The 25,908-nt window shown below is 34.0% G+C and carries 23 protein-coding genes, 1 pseudogene and 1 other annotated feature; of the genes and pseudogenes, 17 read left to right on the top strand and 7 right to left on the bottom strand.

Features of this window, described 5'->3' with window-relative positions:
* The first annotated feature begins 49 nt into the window (after window positions 1-49).
* From AC1RP1_RS00120 to AC1RP1_RS00100, 5 genes and pseudogenes are all read left to right on the top strand, one after another.
* A pseudogene (locus AC1RP1_RS00120) lies at window positions 50-1,012 on the top strand (ring-cleaving dioxygenase).
* A gap of 2 nt (window positions 1,013-1,014) precedes the next feature.
* Window positions 1,015-1,647 carry an alpha/beta hydrolase gene (locus AC1RP1_RS00115; protein WP_481761116.1) on the top strand — a complete coding sequence of 211 codons (633 nt, stop codon included), beginning with the start codon at window positions 1,015-1,017 and terminating at the stop codon, window positions 1,645-1,647.
* Between the two features lie 6 nt (window positions 1,648-1,653).
* A complete protein-coding gene (locus AC1RP1_RS00110; RefSeq protein WP_481761117.1) occupies window positions 1,654-2,271 on the top strand; it encodes a flavin reductase family protein in 618 nt (205 codons plus the stop codon).
* Between the two features lie 151 nt (window positions 2,272-2,422).
* Window positions 2,423-3,502 carry a lactate oxidase gene (locus AC1RP1_RS00105; protein ID WP_481761118.1) on the top strand — a complete coding sequence of 360 codons (1,080 nt, stop codon included), beginning with the start codon at window positions 2,423-2,425 and terminating at the stop codon, window positions 3,500-3,502.
* A gap of 24 nt (window positions 3,503-3,526) precedes the next feature.
* Window positions 3,527-3,730 carry a hypothetical protein gene (locus tag AC1RP1_RS00100; RefSeq protein WP_481761119.1) on the top strand — a complete coding sequence of 68 codons (204 nt, stop codon included), beginning with the start codon at window positions 3,527-3,529 and terminating at the stop codon, window positions 3,728-3,730.
* 340 nt (window positions 3,731-4,070) lie between these two features.
* On the opposite strand, the gene AC1RP1_RS00095 is transcribed toward AC1RP1_RS00100, so the two are convergent.
* Window positions 4,071-4,547 carry a nucleoside 2-deoxyribosyltransferase gene (locus tag AC1RP1_RS00095; protein WP_481761120.1) on the bottom strand — a complete coding sequence of 159 codons (477 nt, stop codon included), beginning with the start codon at window positions 4,545-4,547 and terminating at the stop codon, window positions 4,071-4,073.
* Between the two features lie 332 nt (window positions 4,548-4,879).
* On the opposite strand from AC1RP1_RS00095, the gene AC1RP1_RS00090 reads away from it, so the two are divergent.
* The 4 genes from AC1RP1_RS00090 to AC1RP1_RS00075 all read left to right on the top strand — a co-directional run bounded on the left by AC1RP1_RS00090 (window position 4,880) and on the right by AC1RP1_RS00075 (window position 9,107).
* Window positions 4,880-5,908 (top strand): galactose-1-epimerase, encoded by a 1,029-nt coding sequence (locus tag AC1RP1_RS00090; protein WP_481761121.1) that lies wholly within the window; start codon window positions 4,880-4,882, stop codon window positions 5,906-5,908.
* A 132-nt stretch (window positions 5,909-6,040) separates the two neighbouring features.
* Entirely contained in the window at window positions 6,041-6,670 is a 630-nt protein-coding gene (locus tag AC1RP1_RS00085) for an SDR family oxidoreductase (protein WP_481761122.1), read from the top strand.
* 741 nt (window positions 6,671-7,411) lie between these two features.
* Entirely contained in the window at window positions 7,412-7,987 is a 576-nt protein-coding gene (locus AC1RP1_RS00080; protein ID WP_481761123.1) for a WxL domain-containing protein, read from the top strand.
* A 67-nt stretch (window positions 7,988-8,054) separates the two neighbouring features.
* Window positions 8,055-9,107 (top strand): WxLIP family cell surface protein, encoded by a 1,053-nt coding sequence (locus tag AC1RP1_RS00075; RefSeq protein ID WP_481761124.1) that lies wholly within the window; start codon window positions 8,055-8,057, stop codon window positions 9,105-9,107.
* A gap of 66 nt (window positions 9,108-9,173) precedes the next feature.
* Here the strand turns inward: AC1RP1_RS00075 and AC1RP1_RS00070 are convergent, their stop codons facing one another.
* Window positions 9,174-11,447 (bottom strand): hypothetical protein, encoded by a 2,274-nt coding sequence (locus tag AC1RP1_RS00070; RefSeq protein ID WP_481761125.1) that lies wholly within the window; start codon window positions 11,445-11,447, stop codon window positions 9,174-9,176.
* 126 nt (window positions 11,448-11,573) lie between these two features.
* Window positions 11,574-11,795: a hypothetical protein gene (locus tag AC1RP1_RS00065; RefSeq protein WP_481761126.1), complete on the bottom strand. Its 222-nt coding sequence runs from the start codon at window positions 11,793-11,795 to the stop codon at window positions 11,574-11,576.
* Window positions 11,796-12,069: 274 nt separating this feature from the next.
* On the opposite strand from AC1RP1_RS00065, the gene efp reads away from it, so the two are divergent.
* The gene (gene efp / locus AC1RP1_RS00060; RefSeq protein WP_409021902.1) at window positions 12,070-12,633 is read left to right on the top strand and encodes an elongation factor P; all 564 of its coding nucleotides are present in this window, start codon (window positions 12,070-12,072) and stop codon (window positions 12,631-12,633) included.
* Window positions 12,634-12,694: 61 nt separating this feature from the next.
* Window positions 12,695-13,504 carry a sugar-phosphatase gene (gene yidA / locus AC1RP1_RS00055; protein ID WP_481761127.1) on the top strand — a complete coding sequence of 270 codons (810 nt, stop codon included), beginning with the start codon at window positions 12,695-12,697 and terminating at the stop codon, window positions 13,502-13,504.
* A gap of 64 nt (window positions 13,505-13,568) precedes the next feature.
* On the opposite strand, the gene AC1RP1_RS00050 is transcribed toward yidA, so the two are convergent.
* Both AC1RP1_RS00050 and AC1RP1_RS00045 read right to left on the bottom strand, forming a co-directional pair.
* Window positions 13,569-15,083, bottom strand: coding sequence for an ABC transporter permease/substrate-binding protein (locus tag AC1RP1_RS00050; protein ID WP_481761128.1), 1,515 nt, complete (start codon window positions 15,081-15,083; stop codon window positions 13,569-13,571).
* Window positions 15,071-16,042: an ABC transporter ATP-binding protein gene (locus tag AC1RP1_RS00045; RefSeq protein WP_481761129.1), complete on the bottom strand. Its 972-nt coding sequence runs from the start codon at window positions 16,040-16,042 to the stop codon at window positions 15,071-15,073. Before AC1RP1_RS00045 ends, AC1RP1_RS00050 begins: the two co-directional genes overlap by 13 nt.
* Before the next feature lie 251 nt (window positions 16,043-16,293).
* Between AC1RP1_RS00045 and AC1RP1_RS00040 the strand changes: the two genes are divergently transcribed.
* From AC1RP1_RS00040 to AC1RP1_RS00025, 4 genes are all read left to right on the top strand, one after another.
* Window positions 16,294-16,737 carry a MerR family transcriptional regulator gene (locus AC1RP1_RS00040; protein WP_481761130.1) on the top strand — a complete coding sequence of 148 codons (444 nt, stop codon included), beginning with the start codon at window positions 16,294-16,296 and terminating at the stop codon, window positions 16,735-16,737.
* 39 nt (window positions 16,738-16,776) lie between these two features.
* The gene (locus tag AC1RP1_RS00035) at window positions 16,777-17,184 is read left to right on the top strand and encodes a cupin domain-containing protein (protein ID WP_481761131.1); all 408 of its coding nucleotides are present in this window, start codon (window positions 16,777-16,779) and stop codon (window positions 17,182-17,184) included.
* Window positions 17,185-17,201: 17 nt separating this feature from the next.
* Complete coding sequence (locus AC1RP1_RS00030) at window positions 17,202-17,522, top strand: carboxymuconolactone decarboxylase family protein (RefSeq protein WP_481761132.1); 321 nt, start codon at window positions 17,202-17,204, stop codon at window positions 17,520-17,522.
* A 418-nt stretch (window positions 17,523-17,940) separates the two neighbouring features.
* A complete protein-coding gene (locus tag AC1RP1_RS00025) occupies window positions 17,941-18,915 on the top strand; it encodes an aldo/keto reductase (protein ID WP_481761133.1) in 975 nt (324 codons plus the stop codon).
* Window positions 18,916-19,051: 136 nt separating this feature from the next.
* Here the strand turns inward: AC1RP1_RS00025 and spxB are convergent, their stop codons facing one another.
* Together spxB and AC1RP1_RS00015 are read right to left on the bottom strand one after the other, a co-directional pair.
* Window positions 19,052-20,791 (bottom strand): pyruvate oxidase, encoded by a 1,740-nt coding sequence (gene spxB / locus AC1RP1_RS00020; RefSeq protein ID WP_481761134.1) that lies wholly within the window; start codon window positions 20,789-20,791, stop codon window positions 19,052-19,054.
* 143 nt (window positions 20,792-20,934) lie between these two features.
* Window positions 20,935-21,882, bottom strand: a complete 948-nt coding sequence (locus AC1RP1_RS00015; RefSeq protein WP_481761149.1) for an NADP-dependent oxidoreductase — start codon at window positions 21,880-21,882, stop codon at window positions 20,935-20,937.
* A gap of 163 nt (window positions 21,883-22,045) precedes the next feature.
* Window positions 22,046-22,247 (top strand) — a binding site (T-box leader).
* Window positions 22,248-22,304: 57 nt separating this feature from the next.
* On the opposite strand from AC1RP1_RS00015, the gene tyrS reads away from it, so the two are divergent.
* Together tyrS and AC1RP1_RS00005 are read left to right on the top strand one after the other, a co-directional pair.
* Window positions 22,305-23,561 carry a tyrosine--tRNA ligase gene (gene tyrS, locus AC1RP1_RS00010; RefSeq protein ID WP_481761135.1) on the top strand — a complete coding sequence of 419 codons (1,257 nt, stop codon included), beginning with the start codon at window positions 22,305-22,307 and terminating at the stop codon, window positions 23,559-23,561.
* Window positions 23,561-25,603, top strand: a complete 2,043-nt coding sequence (locus tag AC1RP1_RS00005; protein WP_481761136.1) for a cation:proton antiporter — start codon at window positions 23,561-23,563, stop codon at window positions 25,601-25,603. The genes tyrS and AC1RP1_RS00005 overlap by 1 nt, the downstream gene beginning before the upstream one ends.
* Window positions 25,604-25,908 lie beyond the last annotated feature (305 nt).

Raw genomic sequence — 25,908 nt, 5'->3', positions numbered from 1 at the left:
TAGTAAGTGTGATAATTTAAGTTTATTAAATAAATTGGGGGTATCAATCATGAACACTAAATTATTAGGATTACATCATATTACAGCTATTACTTCAAGTTCACCAAAAATGTTTCATTTTATGACAGAAATATTAGGATTACATTTAATTAAAAAAACAGTAAATCAAGATGATGTTAGAACCTATCATCTATACTTTACGGATGATATGGGATCGGCAGGAACCGATATTACCTTTTTTGATTTTCCGGGTTTATTTCAAGGCACAAAAGGAAAAAATGGTATTTCGAGAATTGGATTTAGAGTTCCTAGCGATGATGCCCTAGATTTTTGGGCAGAACGATTTGACGATTATGATATTAAACATGATGAAATTGAAATGAATTTTGGCAGTAAAACAATGAATTTTTATGATTTTGATCATGAGCAATATCAATTAATTTCTGACGAACGTAATCATGGTGTGGAAGCTGGGACACCTTAATTATATAGTCCGGTTCCCAAGATGTTCGCAATTAATGGGTTAGGAACAACAATTATTACAGTGGATTATCCAGAACGTATGGATATTGTGTTAAGACAATTATTGGGATTTGATAAAATTGCCACAGAAAATCAACGTACATTATATGAATTGAACGATGGTGGACATGGCGCACAAATTATTATCGAAGAAGACCAAGATTTACCGAATGAGATTCAAGCATATGGAACAGTTCATCATATTGCTTTCAGGACAGAAGATGAAGAGTCATTAAACTATTGGATTGAACAAATACAAAGAGTTGGTATTCGTGATTCAGGTTTTGTTGACCGATTCTATTTTAAATCAGAGTATTTCCGTCCTGGTGAAGGTGTATTATTTGAAATTGCAACGGATGGTCCTGGATTCTTGCAAGATGAAACATATGAAGAAGCTGGTATTCACCTAGAGTTACCACCATTTTTAGAAGACCAACGTGCAGATATTGAAGCTCACTTAGTTAATTTCAATTCAGACAAGAAGTTATAGATATGGCAGAAGCAATTACATCTTATAAAGCTGGTAGGGTTGGCAATGCGACAATCTTAATGTTGCATGGAACTGGTGGAACGGAATCAGATTTACTATCAATTGCAGATTTTTTGGCTCCAGATAGTCCTAAAATTGGCATTCGTGGACGGTTAATAGAGAATGGTTTAACACGCTATTTTGCACATTTACCGGATGGTGATTTCGATTTAAATAGTTTATCTGTAGAGACAAATTGGTTAATGACTGTAATTAATGAGTTAGCTGTGAAGTACGCTTTTGATCCAGAAAAATTAATTGTCCTAGGTTATTCTAATGGGGCTAACGTTGCCTTCCATTCATTATTAACGGAACAGGCACTATTTAAAACAGCTGTTTTACTACATCCTATGGTGTTATCGGAAAATATTAAAGCGACTGTCGACTTAAGTGATATTAAAATTTGGGGTTCATATGGATTTTTAGATCCAATTGTTTCAAAATCAAATTTTGATGAACTAAAGAAGTTTTGTCGAGAATTTAATATTGAATTTACCAGTTTTGAGGCTGAACAATCACATCAAATTTCAGAATTAGAATTACGGAATGCTAAACAATGGTTAGATAAGACCAATAGATTAAAAATTGAGGAATAATATAAGATGATTTCATTTAATAGTAACGAATTATCGGCTAAAAATCAGTACAAATTAATGTCTGGTACATTAATTCCGAGACCCATAGCATGGGTTACTACTGTAAATGAGACGGGACTAATTAATTTAGCTCCGTTTAGTTTTTTTAGTGTTGTATCGGATACGTTGCCATTAATGTCGATATCAATTAATCGACGTAGAAATGGTGAAATGAAACACACCGCGGCTAATTTAGTTAGTTCGAAACAGGCTGTGGTCCAATTACCAACACGTGAATTAATGGAATTTGTTAATCAGAGCGCTGCTAGTTTTGGACTAGACGAGAGTGAAGTTTCCGAATTGAAATTAACAACGGTTCCTAGTAATAAGGTATTGGTGCCAGGGATTGATGGTGTTAAAGCGAGGTTTGAAGTTATATTGAACCAGTATGTTCCTATTATGGATGATGGTAAGATTATTACGGATTTATTTATTCTTGAAGTGGTTTGTTTTCACATAGAAGATGATGTTTTGGATAAAGAAAAAATGTATATTAATGCTAAAAAATTAGATCCAGTGGCGAGGCTGGCTGGACCAGAATACGCTAACTTAGGAGAGCAATATAAATTAATTCGACCAAAATAGTTAATATCAAATTAGTAATTCTTTGATTAGCCATTGTTGTATGGATTGAATAATTATATAGCCGTTATTGACATATAGTAAGTGTTATTGATGACAGTATTTATTATTAAGGGCTACACTACAAGTATAAATAGTATAGGGGGATACAATTATGGGATATCAAGCAAGTCAAGAAGAACATTCGATTGAAATCACCAATGTTCAATCATTAGAAAAATTAGTGGAAGCACGTATGGAAAAGGGTGCATTTGGGTATATTGCTGGTGGAGCTGAGGATGAATGGACGTTACGCGAAAATACAAGTGCATTTAATCATAAGCAAATTTCACCTCGAGTTTTACAAAATATCGAAAATCCGGATTTATCAACAACATTTATGGGTATTGATTTACAAATGCCAATGATAGCAGCTCCAGTTGCGGCACAGGGGCTAGCCCATGAACAAGGTGAAATTGATACTGCTAAGGGGATGGCCGCAGTTGGTTCAATTATGTCGCTTAGTACGTATTCAAATAAAACGATTTCAGAAACATATAATGGAGGAACTGGTGGACCTCAATTTTTCCAATTGTATATGAGTAAAGATGATAAATTTAATCATTTTTTATTAGATCAAGCCAAAGAAGTGGGGATGAAGGCTATCATATTAACAGCTGATTCAACACTAGGTGGTAATCGTGAAGCTGATAGTATTAATAAATTTATCTTCCCTCAACCAATGGCTAATTTAGCTGAATATGGTGAAGGTGAAGGACAAGGAATCGCAGCTATTTATGCTAATGCTAAACAAACATTGAGTTTAGCAGATATTAAGAGTATTTCTGATTATACTGACTTACCCGTTTTCGTTAAAGGTATTCAATCACCATTGGATGTTGATGCTATTATTGAAGCTGGAGCTAAAGGTATTTGGGTTTCAAATCATGGCGGTCGGCAACTAGATGGCGGACCTGCATCGTTTGATGTTCTTGAGTTAATTGCTAAGAAGGTCAATAAACGAGTGCCAATTGTCTTTGATAGTGGCGTTCGTCGTGGTTCACATATATTTAAAGCGCTTGCTAGTGGGGCGGATGTCGTTGCCATTGGCCGTCCAATGGTTTATGGGCTTCATTTGGGTGGTGCGAAAGGCGTTCAATCAGTCTTTGAACATTTAGCTAAGGAATTAACAATTGATATGCAATTAGCTGGAACAAAAACGGTTGATGATATAAAAAAAACGGAACTTATTTAAAGAAAACAATAAGGGGATACAATTATGCTAGTTATTAATTACATTCATGGAGAAGAATTACAAGCAACTTACAAAACAGCTGCTGCTTTTGTTGCGATGATGGAATTAGAAGTACCCGAATTTGAAGATTATTATGAAATTACTAAAGTGACAGAAGCTGGTAAAGAAATCGAATTATCGGATAAAACAATGGGCGGTTTATTTAACTTATTATTAGCACGAGGATAATTTTTATTGATGAAAACGGTTCATTGTTAACTATTGTTAAATAGTAACAATGATGTTAGGCATTTAAATAGTATTTAAGATACTAAAGTATGACCCAATTATATTTCTATTGGGTCATACTTTTTAATTTATAAGAAATACGTTTGTTATTGAACTAGCAAACATAATAAGTCGTTAGTTAATAAGTTCTTTCATATTATTAACTGTTTGGTGCTTCAATTTGTGAGAGAAAAAAATACAGTACTAGAAATATAAAAATAATATCTGTTACTGTATTTAAATCCGATTTAAAAGATTTATAGCATAGAGTATTTTTGTTTCACGTGAAACATTGGATCAATTAAAAAATTGATAAATCAACATACTTATTTTGTAAAACCTTAAAATCGTAGGTTGCTAAATTTTGGATATCTTCTAAACCATCAAACATTGCTGTATAACTTCCAGCAAGCATTAGATTTAAGGGAATACCTTTATTTTGGCGAACTAAAATAACAGGTTTGCGATTGGCATGAGCATAACCACATTCCCAAACAGTACCTGAGTCAGCTTCATCATTGTTTTCTTCCAATTGATAATCAAGAACTGCAACAACGATATCTGCTTGATCAATTTGGCGAATATCATTTTGGAAGGTAGCTGTTTGCCATTCAAATGTGCCGAAGTCCGCATCTGGATATTGAACGTTTCCTGGAAGATGAATTGCATCTGCGTTAATTGTTGGATTTTTACTTAGGAGATCGGCTACCAAATCTAATCGTTCTTTTTGTTCTGGAGTGAAAAAGGGTCCTGCAAGATAAACGCGTTTTTTTGTCATTGTAAACTCCTTTTATATTAATAATGTAAGTATACTAATAATTAAAAAATAAATCAATTAATAATTCGGCTATTAATCTTTTAATGATAAATAAACATAATATTCCATAAACATGATAACAAAAAACGAACTATACATTTGTATTTATTATAGTTATTCGCTTATAATGACGTTACATTTTAGAGAAATAACAGAAATAAAGGTTGGTTATGTCATTTTCAGTAAAATAAAGGTAATTATTCAATAAAAAAGTAAACGCTTTCTTGAATATCTAATTAAAATGGACTAGTATTAATAAGAATGGACAAATACAGTAAGCGGAGGAGATAAATATGCAAGTTAAAACAAAGGATTTTGGAAATGACTATGATTTAATAACGATTATAAATGATAATGGGTTTGAATTATCACTCACAGATTTAGGGGCTAGAATTGTTAGCCTCAAGGTACCCACAAGTACTGGAAAACGAGAAATTGTTCTTGGATTTGATTCAGCAAATGAATACTTAGAAAAAGATAGTTTTATTGGCGCTTCAATTGGTCGTGTTGCTGGACGTATTAAAGATGGTAAATTCAACATTAATGATCAAAGCTACCAAGTGCAAATTAACGAAGGTACAAATACATTGCATGGTGGTACGCCAGGATTTGATACTAAAAAGTGGACGTATAAAATAAGTGAAAACGAAAATGAAATAGCTGTTATTTTTCATTTAGATAGCCCAGAAGGCGAACATGGTTTCCCTGGAAACATGGCAATTGATGTAAAATATCTATTAAATAATGATAACATTTGGCATCTTGAAACGACTGCTAAAACGGATAAAGATACACTATATAATCCAACAAATCATGTTTACTTTAATGTTATGGGTGACGTCACAGAAACAATAGATGACAATTTATTACAAGTAGATAGCGATAAGTTTGCACCATTAGAACCCGATTCAATTCCAACAGGTAAAAAGATGTCTGTTGATGGAACGCCTTACGATTTCCGTCAAGCTAAGACATTACATGACGTTTTCACAAGTGATTTTGCTCAAAAAAATCAAGTTAATGGTATCGATCATCCCTTTTTCTTGAATAATCCTGCAGTTGGTAAAGAATCAGCAAAATTAGTTAGTCCAGATAAAGAAGTTTCTGTCTCAGTTTCAACTGATGCAACAAGTTTAGTTATCTTCACGGCTAACTTTGGTGAAGTAACGCCAATTATGCATGGTAAAAAATTAGCTAATCATGCAGCAATTACATTTGAAACACAATCAGCACCTGGATCTGAACAATTCCCTGAATTTGGTGATATTGTTTTACGTGTAGGCGATACGTACAAAACAGTTACAGAATTTAAATTAAATTAATTAGTAATCAACTGAGACAGTCATGGTAAAAATAGTGACTGTCTTTTTGTCGTTAACTTACGAGTGTAAGTCATACCATTTTAGTCGAGAAAGATGTAGACTTTAGTCAGGATAAAACGAAGGAGTGTATAAATGATGACAGAAATAAAAAGAGTATTAGTTGTTGGATCGAATGGTCGAATTGGCCAAAAAGTAACAAGTAAATTAGCTGATAAAGGTTACCAAGTCTTGGCGGGTTCAAGACATACAGATAATTTAGATAAAGGTAATATTACTTATGTCTATGTTGATTTGTTAGAAGGTATAGATAAATTAGTCAAGAATATGCAGGCTGTTGATGCCATATTATTTGTTGCTGGTTCTGGCGGCAAAGACTTAATGAAGATTGATCTAGATGGGGCAGTTAAAACGATGGAAGCAGCTGAAATAGCTCATGTTAAGCGTTTTGTAATGTTGAGTTCCGTTTACTCTTTGGATAGAGAAAAAATTGAAGTTTCATCATTAAGAGATTATATGACTGCTAAGTTTTATGCTGATAATTGGCTAATGAAGAATACGCAATTAGAATATACAATTCTTCAGCCAGGCACCTTAGTAGATGAGCCAGGTACTGGTAAAGTAACATTAAATGATGGTCAAGCGGGCTCTAACTCACTTGAAAACGTGGCAGACGTCTTAGTTTCAGTTATCGCACATGATAATACAATCGGAAAAGTAATTACGATGCATGATGGGGATACAGATATCAAAGATGTCCTGTAAATAATTAGAAATTTCGACACAAAAAAAGAGGTTTACTCAGTTAGTTACTTAACGGAGTAAACCTTTTTTATTTAGAATTATTTAGTTGACTCATTTACGATACCGCTATCTTTAGTTGGTGAAATAGCCCAGAGTGAATCGTAATTATATTTCCCTGTCGTATCAAAAATTGAAGTTGTAAAATCTAAAGTTAGTTTTGCATAATAATAAGATTTGTTAATTACAGAACTTGTTGTACCATCACTAAGACTTGATGAGGGTAAATCGAAAATCGTCTTATTAGAAGAGCTGAAATCAATTTCATTAGAAGTTGTTGGCTTTTCTTAAAAAGTAAGCGTACCGCCATTTGAGCTTGTTTGAACTAGGATAATCGAATCTTTTTAATAAGCGGACTTAAAGTATAATTGATAGTAACACTTAAATTCTAGTTAACTTAAAAAAAGGTTATTAATGACTAAAGGCTCTACCTTTAATGGTTATAAAGTGGGGGTAGGTAGGAATCATTCTATTTAAAAATTGATTGTACACTTTCAGTAAATGGTTTGAAAAAATTAAACCTAAAAAAATACTTGTAAATAACATGTAAACGCTATATTAATTGGCGTATATGGACTTAATCATAGAGTTTCTTCTGATAATATTACAGTTGAATCTTATGTAAATTATATGGTACTATTAGGTAAAGGTCAACGTCCCCTTTTCAAGCATTGGCTTAATCAATAAATGGGAGGAATTTATATTATGAAAAAGAATTTATTTTTAATTGCAGCATTAGTACTTGGTTCAACAGCAGTTGTTGGCTCAAGTGTTTCAGCGGATTCAACAGATGGTAAAGGTACAGCTAGTTTAAACATTGAAGCAGGTACTTTTACTCAAACGGGTGCACCATCGTTCAGTTTCACAACAAAACTAAATGAAGCATTAGTTACGACTGGTACAGATATTACATCAACTGGCGCAAAAGATGCTTCTCAAGCTTTAGATGTAGCCGATTACGTAGGTACAGATAGTGGTTGGAATGTTACTGCACAATTAGGTGTGATGGCTGATGCTGAAGTTAAGGTTAGCTCATTAGATCTTGCATCTGCTACAGTTAAAACAGACTCAGATGCTACAGCATCTGCTGCTACTTTAACACCAGCTGGTGCTGCAGCTCCTGTCGCGACAGCTACAACAGGCGCTGGTGCTACAACATTGTCATATGCTGACAATAGTGCAACATTAAAACTTGGTAAAAATACTAAAATTGCAACAACTTCAGCTGATTTAACATGGACTGCAACTCAAGGAAATGCTAGTGCAGCAGCTTTTAACTAAGCTAATTAAAACGTAACAGAAAAAAGACCGCCTAAGGCAGTCTTTTTTTTTAAGGAGAATCGAAATAATGAAATTAAGAAAAATAGTTTTAAGCTTTTTAGCTATCGCGATAGTCACACTTATTACTGTATCGACCAATGTCTATGCAAAGTCTAATAGTGCCGGGTTTACGGTAGCCAAAGTAACGCCTGCTAATCAATATCGAGAGGCAGCACAATTTGATATTAAAATGAACCCTAACTCAACACAGACATTGGCATTGAAAATTAAGAACTTAGAAAACGATACTAAAACGATTGTTGTGAGCCCTAATAGTTCATATACAAATACGAATGGACTAATTGTCTATGATAAGACAAATGTAAAAAAGCCAGCGACTGCTAAGTATCAATTTTCAGAACTTGTCTCAAAAAAACAAGATGTTGTGGTTGGACCTAAAAAAACAGCAACAGTTACGTTTACAGTGAAAACACCCGCTACGTCATTTTCCGGTATTATTTTAGGTGGCTTTAACGTACAAGAAAAAGTTATTAAGGAAAAGAATAAAGGAAAAGGTATTTCAATTACTAATCGATTTGCGTACGTTGTTCAAGCAGTCATTAGAGAATCTGAAACGGTCGATAATCCTAATCCCAAAATGACAATTGGCGATTCTAAAGTGGTATTGAACGCATTTAATAAAGTTTCACTACAAACAAATATGCAAAATGATGTACCCATTGTGATTGGACCAACAACAATTAAAGCAACTATTACAGAAGATAGTAGTAGTACTGTTTTATATGACAAAACAATTAAGGACGTTGATTTTGCACCCAACGCTAAATTTAGCTATGCATTAGACTTAACTAAAGCCAAGTTAATCGCTGGTAAATATGATGTCCATTATACCGTTACCGGAAATAATAAATCTTGGAAAGCAACGAATTCATTTACAATTACTAAAGCCAATATTAAACAGATTAAATCAGATAATAAGGCAGCAGAGCCTCATATATCTTGGTTATTGTGGTTAATTATTGGTATTATTGCTTTATTAATTTTATTAGTTTTATTCTTACTTTTTATTATTTTAAAAAGAAGAAAAAAAGATAAGGAAGAATCACTAGAAAATAAGTAATCAAAATGAATGGTAATCAAAAAGACGTCTAATTTTTATTAGGCGTCTTTTTGTCGATTAGATTTCTTATTCTTTTGATGAATCTACAACGATACTTGGTGATGATAATGACCAAGTTGCGTTATCTTGAAATTTACCAGGATGAGTAATTTTTTTAGTTTTTAGACTTAATGATAATTGTGCAGAATAGTAGTTTTTACTAATAACTGATGTTGTATCAGAATCAAAAATAGTTGAGTTTAAACTTAAAAGAGTATCTTTAGATGTAATTGTTTTAATATCTGAGGCATTCCCATAAGTGATTGTGGAATTACCAAGCATACTCGTTTGCAATTTTTCAAACCAACCAAGTTGATCGGGAATAAAGAAAGGATCACTTAGATTATCTTTATCACTTGTGCTAACAACTAAATTCCAGTTAAGTCCAAAAGGATTATCGACAGTTAACAAACCAGTTGCAGTTACTGTAGGTGTTTTTTCAGAAGTTCCTGCTGTAAAATTACCAAAATCAAATACTTTTGGATAGGATACTAAAAGATCTCCTGCAACGTGTAAATTATATGAAATAGGCGTGTAATCCGGATTTAATTTTGCGAGATTTGCAGCAGAAATTGTATCATTCGTTTTACCGCTTAAGATATCATTAATTGTGTGATTACTATAACTGGAATAGGTACCCGAATCGTGAGTTGATGTGACTAAATATGAAATTCTATTCTTATGGAAAAGATGATAACCAATCAATTCATTGTCATCAATTAATTTAGAATATGTAGTCCCATCAGTATAAGCAGATTCGTCATATTTATATTTACTATGGTCCGTACTGTATTGTTTTGCAAGATCGTCCGCATCTTTTGCAGTGATTTCTAGTTTAGAATTTGTAAGTTCAGTTGTTCCATTTTCTGAATATTTTTCCCAAGGACCATTATTGAAACTGTACCATAAGTAATATTTTTCAGTTTTATCGGTTGTTGATTTCGTATCTATATTGACTGTAGTATCAAGTGATTTTTTAGTTGTTTGAACGGTATTTTCAGGTAATTCATCAGTGATATTGTTTAATGAATAGTGAAAATCGTAAGGGTCTATTTGTGGAATATAATGAGTCGTACCAGATCCAGTATCTGTAGAAGTATAACCCGGTAACGAAATAGACTTAATAGTAGGATGAGATGAGTTACTTGAATCAGGATCTTTTAAAAATTCTTGTATAGCGTCATCTCCAAAATCATCAGACGCATCAAAAATACTTTGATAGGCAAGGTCACTAGGAACGTTTAAATTACCAATAATATTTTGTCCAGTAACAATACTCCCATATAAGAGACCATCGCTACTTGAATCAACGTCGACATCAGCACTAGGTGCTAATACTGAACCATATAAAGGACTCTTCCAACTTCCGACAAAAATCTTACCATTTTCAGTATTAAAATTATTACTAATATGTGAAGACGTATTGTAGACAGATTTCACTTTTTTAGAGTTTTTATCAGTTGTATCGATTGCAACGGGTTCATCGGATAGAAGATTTTTAGCGGTGGTATCTGAACCATTACTATTTTGTCCGGAAAATAGCGTTCCATCACTATTACCAGCTAACTTGTAATCTATCGAAGATCCGTCAGATTTAGGTGGATACGCATTGAAAGTCATCCAGCTACCTTGATTGAAATTAAAACTGATACCAGCATCATTATTAGAAAAATGCTTATAATTTAACATGAAAAATGGCATTTTCATTGTGTTAATATCAAAATTGACTAAATTAATTTTGATACCAATAGCATCTTCAAATGAAGGAATAGAGCCATCAATATCTGCAAAGACAACGCCTTGATCTGTTGAAGCAGTATTCATATCAACGGTTAATTGAATAACCGTTTTACCAGGTGCATATTTTTCAGCATCAATTGATTTATCTGTATTTAAATCAACACGTTTGATAGCATTATTAGATTTAGTAGTAGAACCTGTTGCTTTAGAGTTTGAGAAATTTGTTGAAGTGAAACTAGCGTAATAATCACTGACATCAGTAATATTTTGAGTAGCATCAGCAAATGATGAAATATCATTGCTTGACATAACAGGAAAATCAGAAAGTTTATCAATAGTATCTTTTTTTGCATTAAATTGCTTGATAGCATCAGCGTAACCGGCATTACTTGAAGGTATGGACCAACCAGCAATGGCTTTTGCGATTTCATCATCAGGGGGAGAATTCTGTAGATAGTATGATAAATCTTTGACTTTATCATTAGATTTTGAAAAAACAAAGCTATTTTTATTACCATACCACTGAATCATATCAGCCCCGGTAATATTTTCTGAAATCATTGTAGGATTAACCTTTGCATAATCAGCATCAGTTAAATTAGCAGTTGAATCATGAGCATAATTTTGTAAGTATTTTATAGAAGAACCTCCGGCGGTACCTGAGGAAGTAAATGTTTTGGCAAAAAATTAACCTTGTAGGGAGTCAATATCATTAGAATTAAACGTGATTGTACCACCAGCGAAACCAGTGACATTCGTGGCAGCCCCCATTGGATAACCTACAGGAGGCGTGTATGATGTAGCAGCTTGTGTAGTATAAATTGGTAACGTTAAAAAGAACAAGCTGAAACAAAGGATGATAATCGATTGATAGGTAGTAGATGAGTTAATATATTTGTTTTTTAGCAAAATAAGACTTCCTTTCAAAATAATTAAAAAATTAACTATTTGATTATATATATATTATAGCCTTGCTAGTATAGGATGTGTAGAGATATTGTCGAAGTATTTGGACAAATATAGCTTATAATTTGGATATACGATTAATAATAAAGAAAATGCGCTATTTTTGACTTTTTATTTAATAAAATCCAGTGATGTTTGTAAGTGTCACTATAGATTAAGCCTTTTCAATTTGGTATACTCAATGAGAAACGTTTTATAAAAAGGGAGATAATAAATTATGATTGAAGCAATTAACTTAAAAGCCGGAATGACTTTTGAACAAGGCGGTAAATTAATTAAAGTTTTAGAAGCAAGTCATCATAAACCGGGTAAAGGTAACACAGTTATGCGTATGAAATTACGTGACGTTCGTACTGGATCAACTGTTGAAACAACAATGCGTCCAGAAGTTAAGGTTGAACAAGCTAATATTGAAACAAAACCAGTTCAATTCTTGTACAACCAGGATACAATGGCTATTTTTATGGATTTGGAAACATATGAACAATATGAAATTCCAAGAGAAATTATCGAACATGAAGCAAAATTCTTATTGGAAAATATGGAAGTTAAAATCCAATTTTACGGTACAGAAGTTATTGGCTTAACATTACCAACTGTTGTAACATTACGTGTTACTGAAACACAGCCTTCAATCAAAGGCGCTACAGCAACTGGTTCAGGTAAACCAGCAACAATGGAAACAGGACTTGTTGTTAATGTTCCTGATTTCATCGCAGCAGATGATGTTCTTGAAATTAATACACAAGAAGGTACATACCTTAAACGTGCACCTAAATAAGATTGAAAAGGTAGTCTCTTGAGACTGCCTTTTTTTAATCATTTAAAATGAGGAGATTACTATGGGAATTAAACTAGTTGCAATAGATATTGATGATACGTTACTAAATCCAGAGGGTAGATTAGCAAAAGAAACAATTGATGCCGTCAAAAAAGTGACACAAAAGGGAATTAAGGTTGTCCTTTGTACGGGACGACCTTTAGCTGGTGTGGTTGGATTTCTTGAACAATTAGGGATTAGTGGGGATGACCAATATGTCATTACCTACAACGGTGCAATTATTGAAACAGTAAGTGGAAAACGTCTAGCGCAACATACGTTAACCTTTGATGAGTATATAGCTGCAGATAAATTAAGTTATGAATTAAATGTTCATTATAATATTTTAGATGATGAGAGCCGAATTTATACATCTAATAAAGATGTTGGTCGTGTGACCGTTATTCAAGCAGCTGAAAATAATGAAGGATTATTTGTACGAAATCCAGAGGAAATGTCACGGGACTTAACCGTTTCTAAAATTATGTTTGTGGATGAACCTGAAGTTTTAGACGCACAGATGATTAATATTCAAAAAATATTTGATGATAGTTATTATGTTGTACGTAGTTTGCCAGAATTTTTAGAAGTTTTGAATAAAAAAGCTAATAAAGGAAATGCATTAACAGATTTAATTGCAGAACTGGGATTAAAAGAAGAAGAAGTTATGGCAATGGGAGATCAACATAATGATTTAACGATGTTTGCCGTAGCCGGAACGACTGTTGCGATGGGAAATGCCATTCCTGAATTAAAAGAAGCAGCAACTTATGTAACAGAATCGAACGTTAATCATGGTGTTGCGGTTGCATTAGAACGTTATGTAGGTTAAATAACGATAAAATATAAAAAAGTTTGGAGTCCGCATGAGGTTAGCGAGATTCCAAACTTTTTATTTAGTCTAAAAGATGTTGCTTTGTTAAGTAGTCGTGTGCGACGGTACTTGCTGGGACATTTTTAACATCAACTAGATAATTCATTTTTTGCATATCTGTATCAGAAATTTTTCCGGTTAATTTATTTAAACTTTTTTTGATGGATGGATATTTTTGTGAGATGCCCTTTGCAACAAGTGGGGCGCCTTGATAAGGTGGGAATAAAGACTTGTCATCTTTTAATGTGACCAAATTATATTTGACGAGCTGACTATCAGTTGAATAGGCATCAACTAAATTTACATTACCATTCACAATGGCTTGATAGCGAAGTGCTGGTTCAAAAGATTTAGTGTTAAATGACAAATGATACTTGCTTTGTAACCCTTTGTAACCATCATCACGGTTTAGAAACTCAAGCGTAAAGCCTGCCTTTATTTTTGAAGATACTCGTGATAAATCAGAAATTTTTGATAGATGGTATTTAGTTGCAAAGTCTTTAGTGACAGCGACAGCATAGGTGTTTTGATAAGCCATCGGATTTAAATAATCTAAATCTGATTTAACTTTAATTTCGGTTTTTGCTTGCTGGTAGGCTTTATTTTCATTTGTACTTTTGAGTGGTGATTTTACTAACTCTTCAAGTACCGTACCTGAAAATTCTGGGTAAATATCGATTGAATTAGATTTTAATGCAGAGTATAGAAAACTCGTTTTACCAAAATTTGGTTTTAAAGTAACCTTGATATTGGCGTCGTCTTCTTGAATTAAATCTTTATACATATTAATTAGAATTTCAGGTTCTGCCCCCATTTTACCAGCAATGACTAATTCTTTTTTCTGATGTGTGAAAGTATTGATTGTGGCACCAACAGCAAATAGGAATCCTAAAGTAATTAATATAATGGTAATTGTTTTTATCTTTAAATTCTGCAATTGCCGGATTAAAACACTGAAAACAATAGCTAGAATAATAGAACTCAACGCGCCAATAATAATCAAGCTCATATCATTTCTATCAATTCCCAGCAAAATAAATGTTCCTAACCCGCCAGCACCAATTAAAGCAGCTAGTGTTGCGGTTCCAATAATTAGAACAAGCGCAATACGAATGCCTGAAATAATTAGTGGCATAGCTAAGGGTAATTCAAATCGAATAAGTTTTTGCGCACGTGTCATACCAAATGCAGTTGCGGCTTCTTCTAATGATGGATCAATACCAGTTAAACCTGCATATGTGTTCTGAAAAATGGGCAGTAAAGCATAAACAACTAATGCGATAATTGAAGGTAGTGTTCCAATTCCGACTAGTGGAATTAATAGCCCTAGCAGCGCGAGTGAAGGAATTGTCTGTAAAACACTGGTAATTTGCAACATAATTTCTGCTGCTCTTTTATGCTGTGCTAACCAAATTGCTAAAAAGACGGCAATGATGGTTGCAATCAGCAATGAAATTAATGATATCTGTAGATGTTGAAGAATAGCGGTCCATAAATCAGCACGGTGCATTTTAAAAGTTGTTATTAAATTTGCCATTGGTCATCCACCTCGCTATCAGACATGCTTGCACCATAACGAATTAAGCATTGGGCATCAACTGCACCAATGAGATTCTGGTCGTTATCTTTAACATTTATAATTGTATATTTAGAAAGTAGAGATATGAGTTCTTTAAATGTTGTTTGAGTTGAGGTGACGTGATTATTAGCGAGTTCATCAATTGGAAGACTAAATGATTTTTGAATCATTTCAGCTAAATTAAATTGCGTGTTGGATACGTCTAACCCAAAAAACTCTGAAATAAAATCATTTTTTGGTGCATTTCTAATTTCGTCAGGGGTACCAACTTGAATGAGATTGCCATCATGCATAACACCAACACGAGTTCCGAGGCGAAGAGCTTCAGACATATCATGCGTAATGAAAATAATGGTATTGTGTAGTTCCTCATGTAAATCGATGACGATATCTTGTAATGTTTTTTTTGAGATAGGATCCAGCGCACTAAATGGTTCGTCCATTAAAATTAATTTTGGTTTAGTTGCAATTGCTCGTAAAATACCAATTCGTTGTTGCTCGCCACCGGATAAATCGCTAGGCATTCTCTTACGATATGCTTCAGGCGGTAAACCAACACGTGTTAATAAGGCATCGACACGTTCTCTTTGTTTGTTTTTAGGCCATTTTTGTAATTCTGGTAATAAGCTGATATTTTCAGCAACTGTCATATTAGGAAATAAAGCAATCTGCTGTAAGACATAGCCAATCTGTGAACGTAAAGTATGTAACGGAATCTGATCAATATTTTGATTTTCAAAGTTAATAGTACCCGAGGTGGGCTCAATTAATCGATTAATCATTTTTAAAGTTGTCGTTTTACCACTACCACTAGGGCCAACAAGAACAAAAAGTTCCCCTGTATCAATATGTAAGTTTAAGTCGTTTAATACGGTAACTGTTTTGAATGTTTTGTTTATGTGTTTGAAATCTAACAAAAGCTAACCCTCATTTCTTCTTATTTTATATGTAATATATCTGGAAATGGTAACTATTTCGATGTAACTCTACATGAATGAAAATTATTAAGCAAAGATTTTGTTTTAAAATGTTGGAATTAAATTTTAGTGTAGGAACGGTCTGAATTGATGGATGGAGTAAGCCTTAATATTAAAAATAATATGTAGAAAAGCTTGACTTAGAGTCAACTCTAAGTGTTTTAATAGAAACTATTGAAGGAGGCGATTGAATGACTAATGAGCAACAATATAAAATTGGTGAGTTTGCTAAATTAGTTGGGTTATCAAGTTTTACATTGCGTTACTATGAAAAAGAAGGCTTAATTAAGCCTCACCGTAATTCGGCAGGCTTACGTTATTACACGGAACATGATATTAAATGGGTAGGATTTTTGCTTCATCTTAAAGGGACAGGGATGCGGATTAATGAAATAATTAAATACGTTGAACTACGAGCACAAGGTGATGCAACCATTAAAGAACGACGCGAGATGCTCAGCAAGGTAAAAGAAAATGCACTGTCTGAAATGGTAGAATTACAGCATAATATTGAAATTATTTCTCATAAAATTGATTGGTATGACAGAAAAGTTTCACACAGAACAAATGGAAACGAAGTGTCAGAAGATATTAGTTTTGAAAAGTATCTAGAACAATTCGCGATATACGATTAACGCTAGGTTAACCGTATAAAATAAAGTGAGGTAATTATAATGAATGAGGAACAAATTAAAAACGGTCTTTTTCCAATAGGTGAAAAAAATGAAGCATATAAAGATTTCTTTGTTGGTCAAAGTTATTTAGACATGTTAGTGGCGGATCCAGATATAAACGTTGGTGTTGGAAATGTTAGTTTTGAACCTGGAACACGTAATAATTGGCACATCCATCACGACGGTTACCAACTATTATTGGTCACTGCCGGTGAAGGTTGGTACCAAGAAGAAGGTCAACAAGCACGACGTTTAAAAGCTGGTGATGTTGTTGTCACAAAAGACGGGATTAAACATTGGCACGGTGCTACAAAAGATAGTTGGTTCTCACATGTTGCTATTACAGCAGGGACACCTGAATGGTTAGAAGCTGTTGATGACGAAACGTACGGTAAATTAAAAGATTAATAGGAGGATATTATATTATGGTAAAGAAACAAACAGCAGGTCGCGATAACTTAGGCGAATTTGCACCTAAATTTGCAGAATTAAATGATGATGTTTTATTTGGTGAAGTTTGGTCACGTGAAAGTGAATTACCAGCACATCAACGCAGTATTATAACAATTTCAGCTTTGATTTCAGGTGGTAACTTTGAACAATTGCCAGCACATATGGCAATTGGCAAAACAAATGGAATTACGAAGGAAGAAATTGCTGAAATTATCACACATTTATCTTTCTACGTTGGTTGGCCTAAAGCTTGGTCTGCATTTAATATTGCAAAAGATGTTTTTGAAGACTAATTATTTAAAAGTGGGACATGAATTAAATAAATACTGGCTCCGTACTTTGTCAAAAGTATCGAGTCAGTATTTTTGCTTACCTAATTATTTCTTGAGGTCTTGTCTGATTAAAAGTGAAATTATAACAATCGTAATCGCGGCAATAATAAATTCTACATTCAAAAAGTGTTTATTTATGAAAAATGCAACAATGACTCTAACTATGGTTGCAATAGCTAACGTTAAGATGAATGTTTTAATATAATGGACATTTATATAATCGTTTATTTTTTTAAACATGGACTCAACTCCTTCAGTTACCTAATAATAGTGGCACAAATTAATAAGATAAGCGAATTTTAAGTAACATTAAATGATTGTCCAGCAGACGTGAAAGCGCTATAATATAATTTGTAATTAGTTTAGGAGGAGATAGTTAATGTATCAAGCAAATGAAAAACGTTATGATAAAATGATTTATAATCGCCTCGGTAATAGTGGATTAAAAGTTTCTGCTATTGCCTTAGGCTTATGGAAGAACTTTGGGGATGAGACACCTTTAGCAACGCAAAAAGATATTATTGAAACAGCATTTGATAATGGAATTACTTATTTTGATTTGGCAAATAATTACGGTGATGGTGCTGCCGAGAAGAATTTTGGGCGCATTTTACGTGAAGATTTAAGTGCCTACCGGGATGAAATGGTTATTTCGACGAAGGCAGGTTACTATATGTGGCCAGGTCCTTATGGCGAATGGGGTTCAAAGAAAAACTTGTTTGCCAGTATGGATCAATCATTACAACGTATGCAGCTAGATTATGTTGATATTTTCTATCACCATCGTCCAGATCCAGATACACCGTTGGAAGAAACAGCTGAAGCTTTGGATTTACTCGTTCGCCAAGGTAAAGCCTTATATATTGGAATTTCAAATTATCGGGCACCAGAAGCTGAAAAGATGATTCAATTACTAAAAGCTAAAAATACACCTATCGTTGTCCACCAACCTAGATATAATTTATTAGATCGTTGGATAGAAGATGGATTAAAAGATGTTTTAAAACAAGAGCAGATAGGAACAGTTGCTTTTAGTCCTTTAGCACAAGGGTTATTGACTGATCGTTACTTGAATGGTATTCCAGACGATTCTAGAGTGAAACGATTTGATACCTTGTCTACTGAGAGAGTTGAATCAACACTTAAAAAGGTTCGTGAATTAAATGAAATTGCAAAAAATCGCAACCAGACATTGGCTGAAATGGCGCTATCTTGGGATTTGAAAGATAATTCTGTTTCGTCGGTTATTATTGGTGCTAGTCGTGTGAGTCAATTAAAGGATAATTTAAAGGCATTAGAGCATTTGGATTTTGCACCAGAAGAATTAGCAAAAATTGATAAAATTGTGAAATAAGAAGAGGTATATAAAGAGAACCCTTGGGATTGAAATGAAATTCAATCCCAAGGGTTCTCTTTATATCTTTTTTTGTTCTATAAAAAATGTATTTTAACTTAATTAAGCTAAGATACATCAATTAAATAAAAACTATTTAATCTTGATTTTCAAGGATTTCTCGAAATGGAATTAAACCCTCTGCTTGGTATTCTTTAACAAAAGCTTTAACAGCATCTGGATCTTGTGTTTTAGGATCAATAATGAGCTGTTCAACAGGAAGTGGACGGTCAGAAGTTACTTTAACATCGATAACAACAGGCACTTTTGAACCTTTAGCTTCAGCAAAAGCAGTTTTTAATTCTGCTAATGTCCGGACGGTATACCCTTTAGCTCCCATGTCGTTGGCAATTGCGCCCCAATCAGCATCAATTAAATCAATACCTGAGTGTGGTTGTTGTTTATCATCTTGTTCAGCGCGGATGAATCCAAGTTCCTGATTGCTTAAGACAACGTTGATGATAGGCATGTTGTATTTAACTTGTGTTAAGACATCTTGCATGACCATCGTCCAACCACCGTCACCAGAAATTGAGAAAACTTGACGGTCTGGAAAGGCAGAGTGAGCCCCAATTGCTGCGGGTAGTGCATACCCCATCGTTGCGTACCATGCGGATGTTGTAAATTTATTTTTCTCACCAAGACGTAAGAAACGCATTGCTTCAATCGTTACATTACCAACATCAATTTGGAAAATTGCATCGTCATCTTTAATTTTATTAATTTCATTGAAAACTGGTTCAAAACGAAGTGGTTTACTGTCATCTTCAGTAAAGCTATCAATCCATTTAATCCAGTTTTCTTTGTTAGCGATGGCAGCTTTGTACCATTTTGTTGGTGCAACTGGTGTTTTAACGGCCTTATTTAATGCGATTAAAGTTTCCTTACCATCGGCTAAAATAGGGACATCAACTGAATGACGTTTACCTAATTTTTCAGAATCAATATCGACCTGAATAAATTTAGCATCTGGAGAAAAGAAATATTCACCAAATGGAAAATCAGATCCAATGAAAAGAACAGCATCAGCGCCACGAAGAAGGTCAACGCCGGGTTTGCCAGCAACTCGTCCAGCAGAACCCATGTATGCTTTGTAATCATCAGGAATAATTGTTTTAGCAAGCGCAGTTGTTGCGATTGGTAATGATAATTTTTCAGATAATTCAATTAATTCTTTTCCAGCGCCACGAACACCTTTCCCAGCATAAATAATTGGTGTCTTAGCTGTTGTTAAAATATCTAAGGCATCTTGAATTTGTTTATCACGAGGCATCGGATAAAGAGGTTCTTGGTGTGTTGCGGCTGTTGAAACAAAGGTGTCATCGATTTCTTGCCAACCTAAATCGGTCGGAATTGTGACAACTGCGACGCCATTATATTTGTAGGCTTGACGGATAGCTTCATCAACAACAATGGGTAAGTTTTCGGGTGTAGTAGCTGTTCTGTTATAAATAGAAACATCCTCAAACATTGGATTTTCATTCATTTCTTGGAAGTAATTTGTATTCATCACTTGTGTACCAACTTGGCCGACTAAGGCAAGAACAGGAACACCATCATATTTAGCATCGTAAAGTCCGTTTAATAGATGGACAGCACCGGGACCAGCGGAACCAAAAGTAACACCTAATTTTCCAGTTACTTTAGCTTCACCAACTGCTGCGAGTGCGCCGACTTCTTCATGACGAACTTGTACATAATTAATTGTATTTTTACGATTATGTAGTGCATTCATTGTTGAATCAAATGAACCACCTGGCAACCCATAGACGGTTTTAACGCCCCAATCTTCTAAAACTTTGAGCATGGCATCTGATGCATTAATTTTTTTTGGCATAATAGTAAATCTCCTTCTTGAAAAATTTTATTCTACAAGGATAGTATAAATCTACCAATGAATTAACACCAGTGAAAGCACTTACTTTTAGTAATTAAAAAAGGTAGTTCAGACAAAAAAGTCTGAACTACCTAAATAGGGTTTTATTTAAAACGAACGATAATTTTACCAAGTGCATGATGAGATTCACTACGATCGTGAGCTTCTGCTACACCTTCTGCAGAGAATTCATGAACTGAATCTAAGGTCACTTTTATAGTGCCATCTTCAAGCATATCAGCTAATTTAGTTAATTCTTCACCATTTGGGTCCAACCAAATTGAATCAAAAGTCACATTTCTTGCTTCAGCAAGACCTGCTGTTTTTTCAGAATCCATCCCAGTAATAGCAACTAAACGACCTGTGCCATGTTTTAAGATATTAACTGATTTTTCTTGTGCGTCACCACCGATTGTATCAACTACAAGGTCGATATCTTTTAAGATTTCCGCAAAATCAGTTTCATGGTAATCAATGACTTGGTCAGCGCCAAGTCCTTTAACAAAATCAATATTCTTCGAGCTAGTTGTGGTAATAACGTAAGCACCAACTGATTTAGCAAGTTGAATAGCGAAAGAGCCAACGCCACCTGAACCAGCATGAATAAAGACTTTTTCACCTTTTTCTAAATGACCATGATCAAAAAGGGCTTGCCATGCAGTTAAACCAGCTAAAGGAACAGCAGCAGCTTCTTCAAAGCTAATATTTTTAGGTTTTGGTGCAAGCAAATTAGCATCAACAGCAGTATATTCGGCGTAAGTACCAAAACGAGTCGTGGCAGGGCGTGCGAAGACTTCATCACCAATTTTCCAATCGGTTACGTTAGCGCCTACTTCTGTGATAACACCCGACACATCCCAACCTAAAATAATAGGAAATTGCCAGTTAAGCATACCTTGTAAAAAGCCTTCACGCGTTTTCCAATCAATTGGATTAATTCCAGCTGCTTTTTCTTGAACAATTACTTGATCCGCCGTCATTTCAGGCATAGCTACTTCACGTTGTTTAAGTTTATCTTGTCCGCCAAATTCATCAATTACAACGGCTGACATCATTTTCTTTTCTGTCATCGGATTCCTCTTCTTTCCAGTTACTTTTAATTTGTAAGTGAATTGTATCGAATAACGAAATAGAATGCAATCAAGACACTCTTTTATAGTATTAATATTCTTATGGTTAAAATTGACATTTAGACTTTATTTACGTATATTATAGCTATAAGTGATGAAGTAGTTCAGTAATTTATCGATCAATTTTAAAGAAACCTGGTGGTCGCTGGAAATCAGGAATTATCGATGAGTGAAGTACGCTATGGAGCTAACAACGATTCATCTCGTTAACGATGATTGAGCGATTAGCTACTATATTATGTAGATAATAACTTGGGTGGTAACGCGGAAATTAATTCGTCCCTGATATCTTTTTTAGATATCAGGGATTTTTTTATACTTATATTATATAGGAGGAAACAGAAATGAATATTATTGACGAACTAGAATGGCGCGACGCAATTAATCAAACGACAGACGAAGATGGGTTACGTGAACTAACGTCTGAAAAATCAATTGGCTTATACTGTGGGGTTGATCCAACAGGGGATAGTATGCATATCGGACACTTAATTCCATTTATGATGTTGAAAAGATTTCAATTAGCAGGACATCATCCATACATCATTATTGGTGGTGGTACAGGTTCAATTGGTGATCCAAGTGGTAAAAAATCTGAACGTGTGCTGCAATCGATGGACCAAGTTCATCATAATGAGCAAGCTCTCACTGCACAGATGACCAAATTATTTGGACAAGATTCAAATATTTCAATTGTAAATAACTATGATTGGTTATCAAAAATTAGCTTGCTTGATTTCTTACGCGATTACGGTAAGTTATTTAATGTAAATAGCATGCTCGCAAAGGATGTTGTTGCAAGTCGTTTGGAAGTTGGTATCTCATTCACGGAATTTACATACCAAATCTTACAATCAGTTGATTTCCTACATTTACACAAGCACCATGATGTTCAATTACAAATTGGTGGGGCTGATCAATGGGGGAATATTACTGCAGGAATTGATCTTATTCATAAAGAGCTAGGTTCAGACACAAAGGCATATGGGCTAACAATTCCACTAATGCTTAAGGCTGATGGTACTAAATTTGGTAAAACAGCTGGTGGCGCAGTTTGGTTAAATCCAGAAAAAACAACACCATATGAATTCTACCAATTTTGGTTAAATCAAGACGACCGGGATGTTGTGAAATATTTGAAATTTTTCACATTCTTAACGTCAGATGAGATTGCTGAATACCAAAAATCAGTTGAAACAGCTCCAGAAAAACGTGAAGCACAACGCCGCTTAGCACGAGAAGTAACAGAATTTGTTCATAGTCCAGAAGCTGTAATTGAAGCCGAACATATTTCTGCAGCTTTATTTTCAGGCGAAGTGAAAGAATTAACGACGAGTGAAATTGAACAGGGGTTTAAAAATATGCCTTCTGTTGAATTAGCAGCAGAACCAGAGAATATTGTTGAGTTATTAGTAAATACAAAAATTGAATCATCAAAAAGACAAGCACGTGAAGATATCACTAACGGGGCTATTCGTATTAATGGTGAAAAAATTCAAGATTTAGATTTTATGATTGATCCTGCTACAGAATTTGATGGCAAATTTGTGATTATTCGTCGTGGTAAAAAGAAATATTGGTTAGGACGCGTTAACGCATAATGGCACTATTTTATGTAATAGCTTTTCTTGTGGCGGGGATTATTATTTCAAATGTAATTCACGAAATTCTTCCTAAAATACCAGATGCTTTTATTCTTATTGTAATTGGTCTGTTGTTGTCATTAGTACCAGTCATGGCTAATTTCGAATTAGAACCAGAATATTTTATGTTATTCATTATTGCACCACTTATGTTTAATGATGGGCAAAAAACATCTGTTAGGGGGATCCGTAAAAATTTTCATGCGATACTTTTATTATCAGTAGTTTTAGCGCTTATTACAGTTGTAATAGTAGGGTTGTTAGCGAATCGATTAGAAGTTCGATGGACATTGCCACTTGCAATAGCACTAGCTGCGATTGTGACACCAACTGACGCCATAGCAGTAAAATCCTTAACATCAGCATCAAAACTTGATTCAGGGGTTAATACTGCCTTAGAATACGAATCATTATTTAACGATGCAAGTGGATTAGTGATGTTAAATTTGGCATTATCTGTGATGGAAAAAGGAACATTTTCCATCTATAGCGGATTATTTCAATTTATTTTTGTTGCAGTTGGTGGTATTGTAGTTGGGGTTATGGCAGGTGGAATCTTAGTTATCGTTAGAACGTATTTTAATAAGAGGGTAACTTCACCAGAATTAACGATTATTCCAATTGCGTTGTTAACACCATTTATTGTTTATTTATTGGCGGAAAGTCTAGGGACATCGGGAATTATTGCTGTTGTAACTGCAGGGATTGTTCATAATATTGAATCCGAGCGTTTAAAATTAACTGCAACACGTGTCCAGTTAGTTTCGTCAACAATATGGGATACGTTGACCGCAATGCTTAACAGTATTGTATTTATTTTATTGGGAATTAGTTTACCTGAAATTTTCCGGGCACTGATTAAACTTGGAACGAGTCAGTCGTTTGAGTTGTTGAGTCTGGGTTTGATAATCTATGTAGTCATGATTGGTATCCGATACACTTGGGCATTAATTGGAAAAGAACCACATATTGCTGCCTTTTTCGGTCCTTCAAAATCAAAAAAAAGACGAAAAAATGCATTTGTTTTTGGGTTGAGTGGGGTACACGGAACAATCACGTTATCAATGGCATTTTCATTACCAATGTTAATAAATGGACGGGCTTTTCCGTATCGAGAAGAAATTTTAATCATTGCAACTACTGTCATATTATTAAGTATGATAACACCAGCATTAGTGTTGCCTAAAATCTTACTAGCTAAAAAGTTATCATTTAATAAAGAAGAATTAAATTTTTCACGAATACAAATGATTGATTACGCTAGTTTACATTTAACAGAACGTATTCAATCTAACGATGTGAGATACGCGGTGATTCAACAATTACAATCACAAAAAGGGTTTAATGATATTCAAGGGTATGATAAACATCAAGAATTATTTAAAAAAATTAATGAAATTGAAGATGAATTTTTAAATAGTAATGAGATAAAAGAAATTTATCCTGCCCGAGTACTCAGTACGTACAGAAAAATTTTGGATACAGATTATGGTGGACAACGATTAAGTGTTAATCGAATCATTCGATCAGTAGAACATCAGGTTAGGCATGAAGCGTGGCATATTAGCCATGGGCAAATAACTCGTGGACAGAGAAGTAAGGCCAGGAAACAATGGGCTAAAGATAATATAGAAAAAATGCAAATACACAATGATTTCCGATCATTATTATGGGACTTGGAGAATCAATTGCATGAAGTAATTGAACAATATTTACATGATTTAACAAAAGAACGTTTGGCTAATGCACATGGACAACTAGATGATATTCAGAATGTTGAAAGATTTATCGAAGATCGACAAAGACACTTTCGTAGAGATTACGAAGAGAATGAAAAAATATCAGTAGATTTATTTATTCAAGCATTTCAATTAGAATATAATTATGTTCAAACACAATATATAGCAGGAATAATTAACGAGCAACTTGCTAATAAGTTGTATGATGAAATAAATCAGGCGCAAACACTACAAATGCAGCAACTATTAGTTGAACATTAAATAAAAAATAATTTCAAAAATCAGGATTAATAGTCTATTTTTGAAATTATTTTTTTATTTAAGACCTATAAAGTAATTAAAAGTACAGATGTATACGATTACATCAATATTTTTAGATTTAATTTAAATAAAGGCTTGACGAAGGTCATTATTCTTGGTAAAGTAATAAACGTTGCCTCAGTAGTAAACAACTAATTCAAATGTGACCAGTTAATTAATTAAAAAAAATCTTGACAATTAACGAAATCCTTGATATGATATAAAAGTTGTCAAAAGCAACCAAGTAGATCTTTGAAAACTGAACA

This window comes from Dellaglioa sp. CoH-56-MRSF-13, from assembly GCF_056782095.1.
This window is presented reverse-complemented; position numbering and strand designations above follow the sequence as displayed.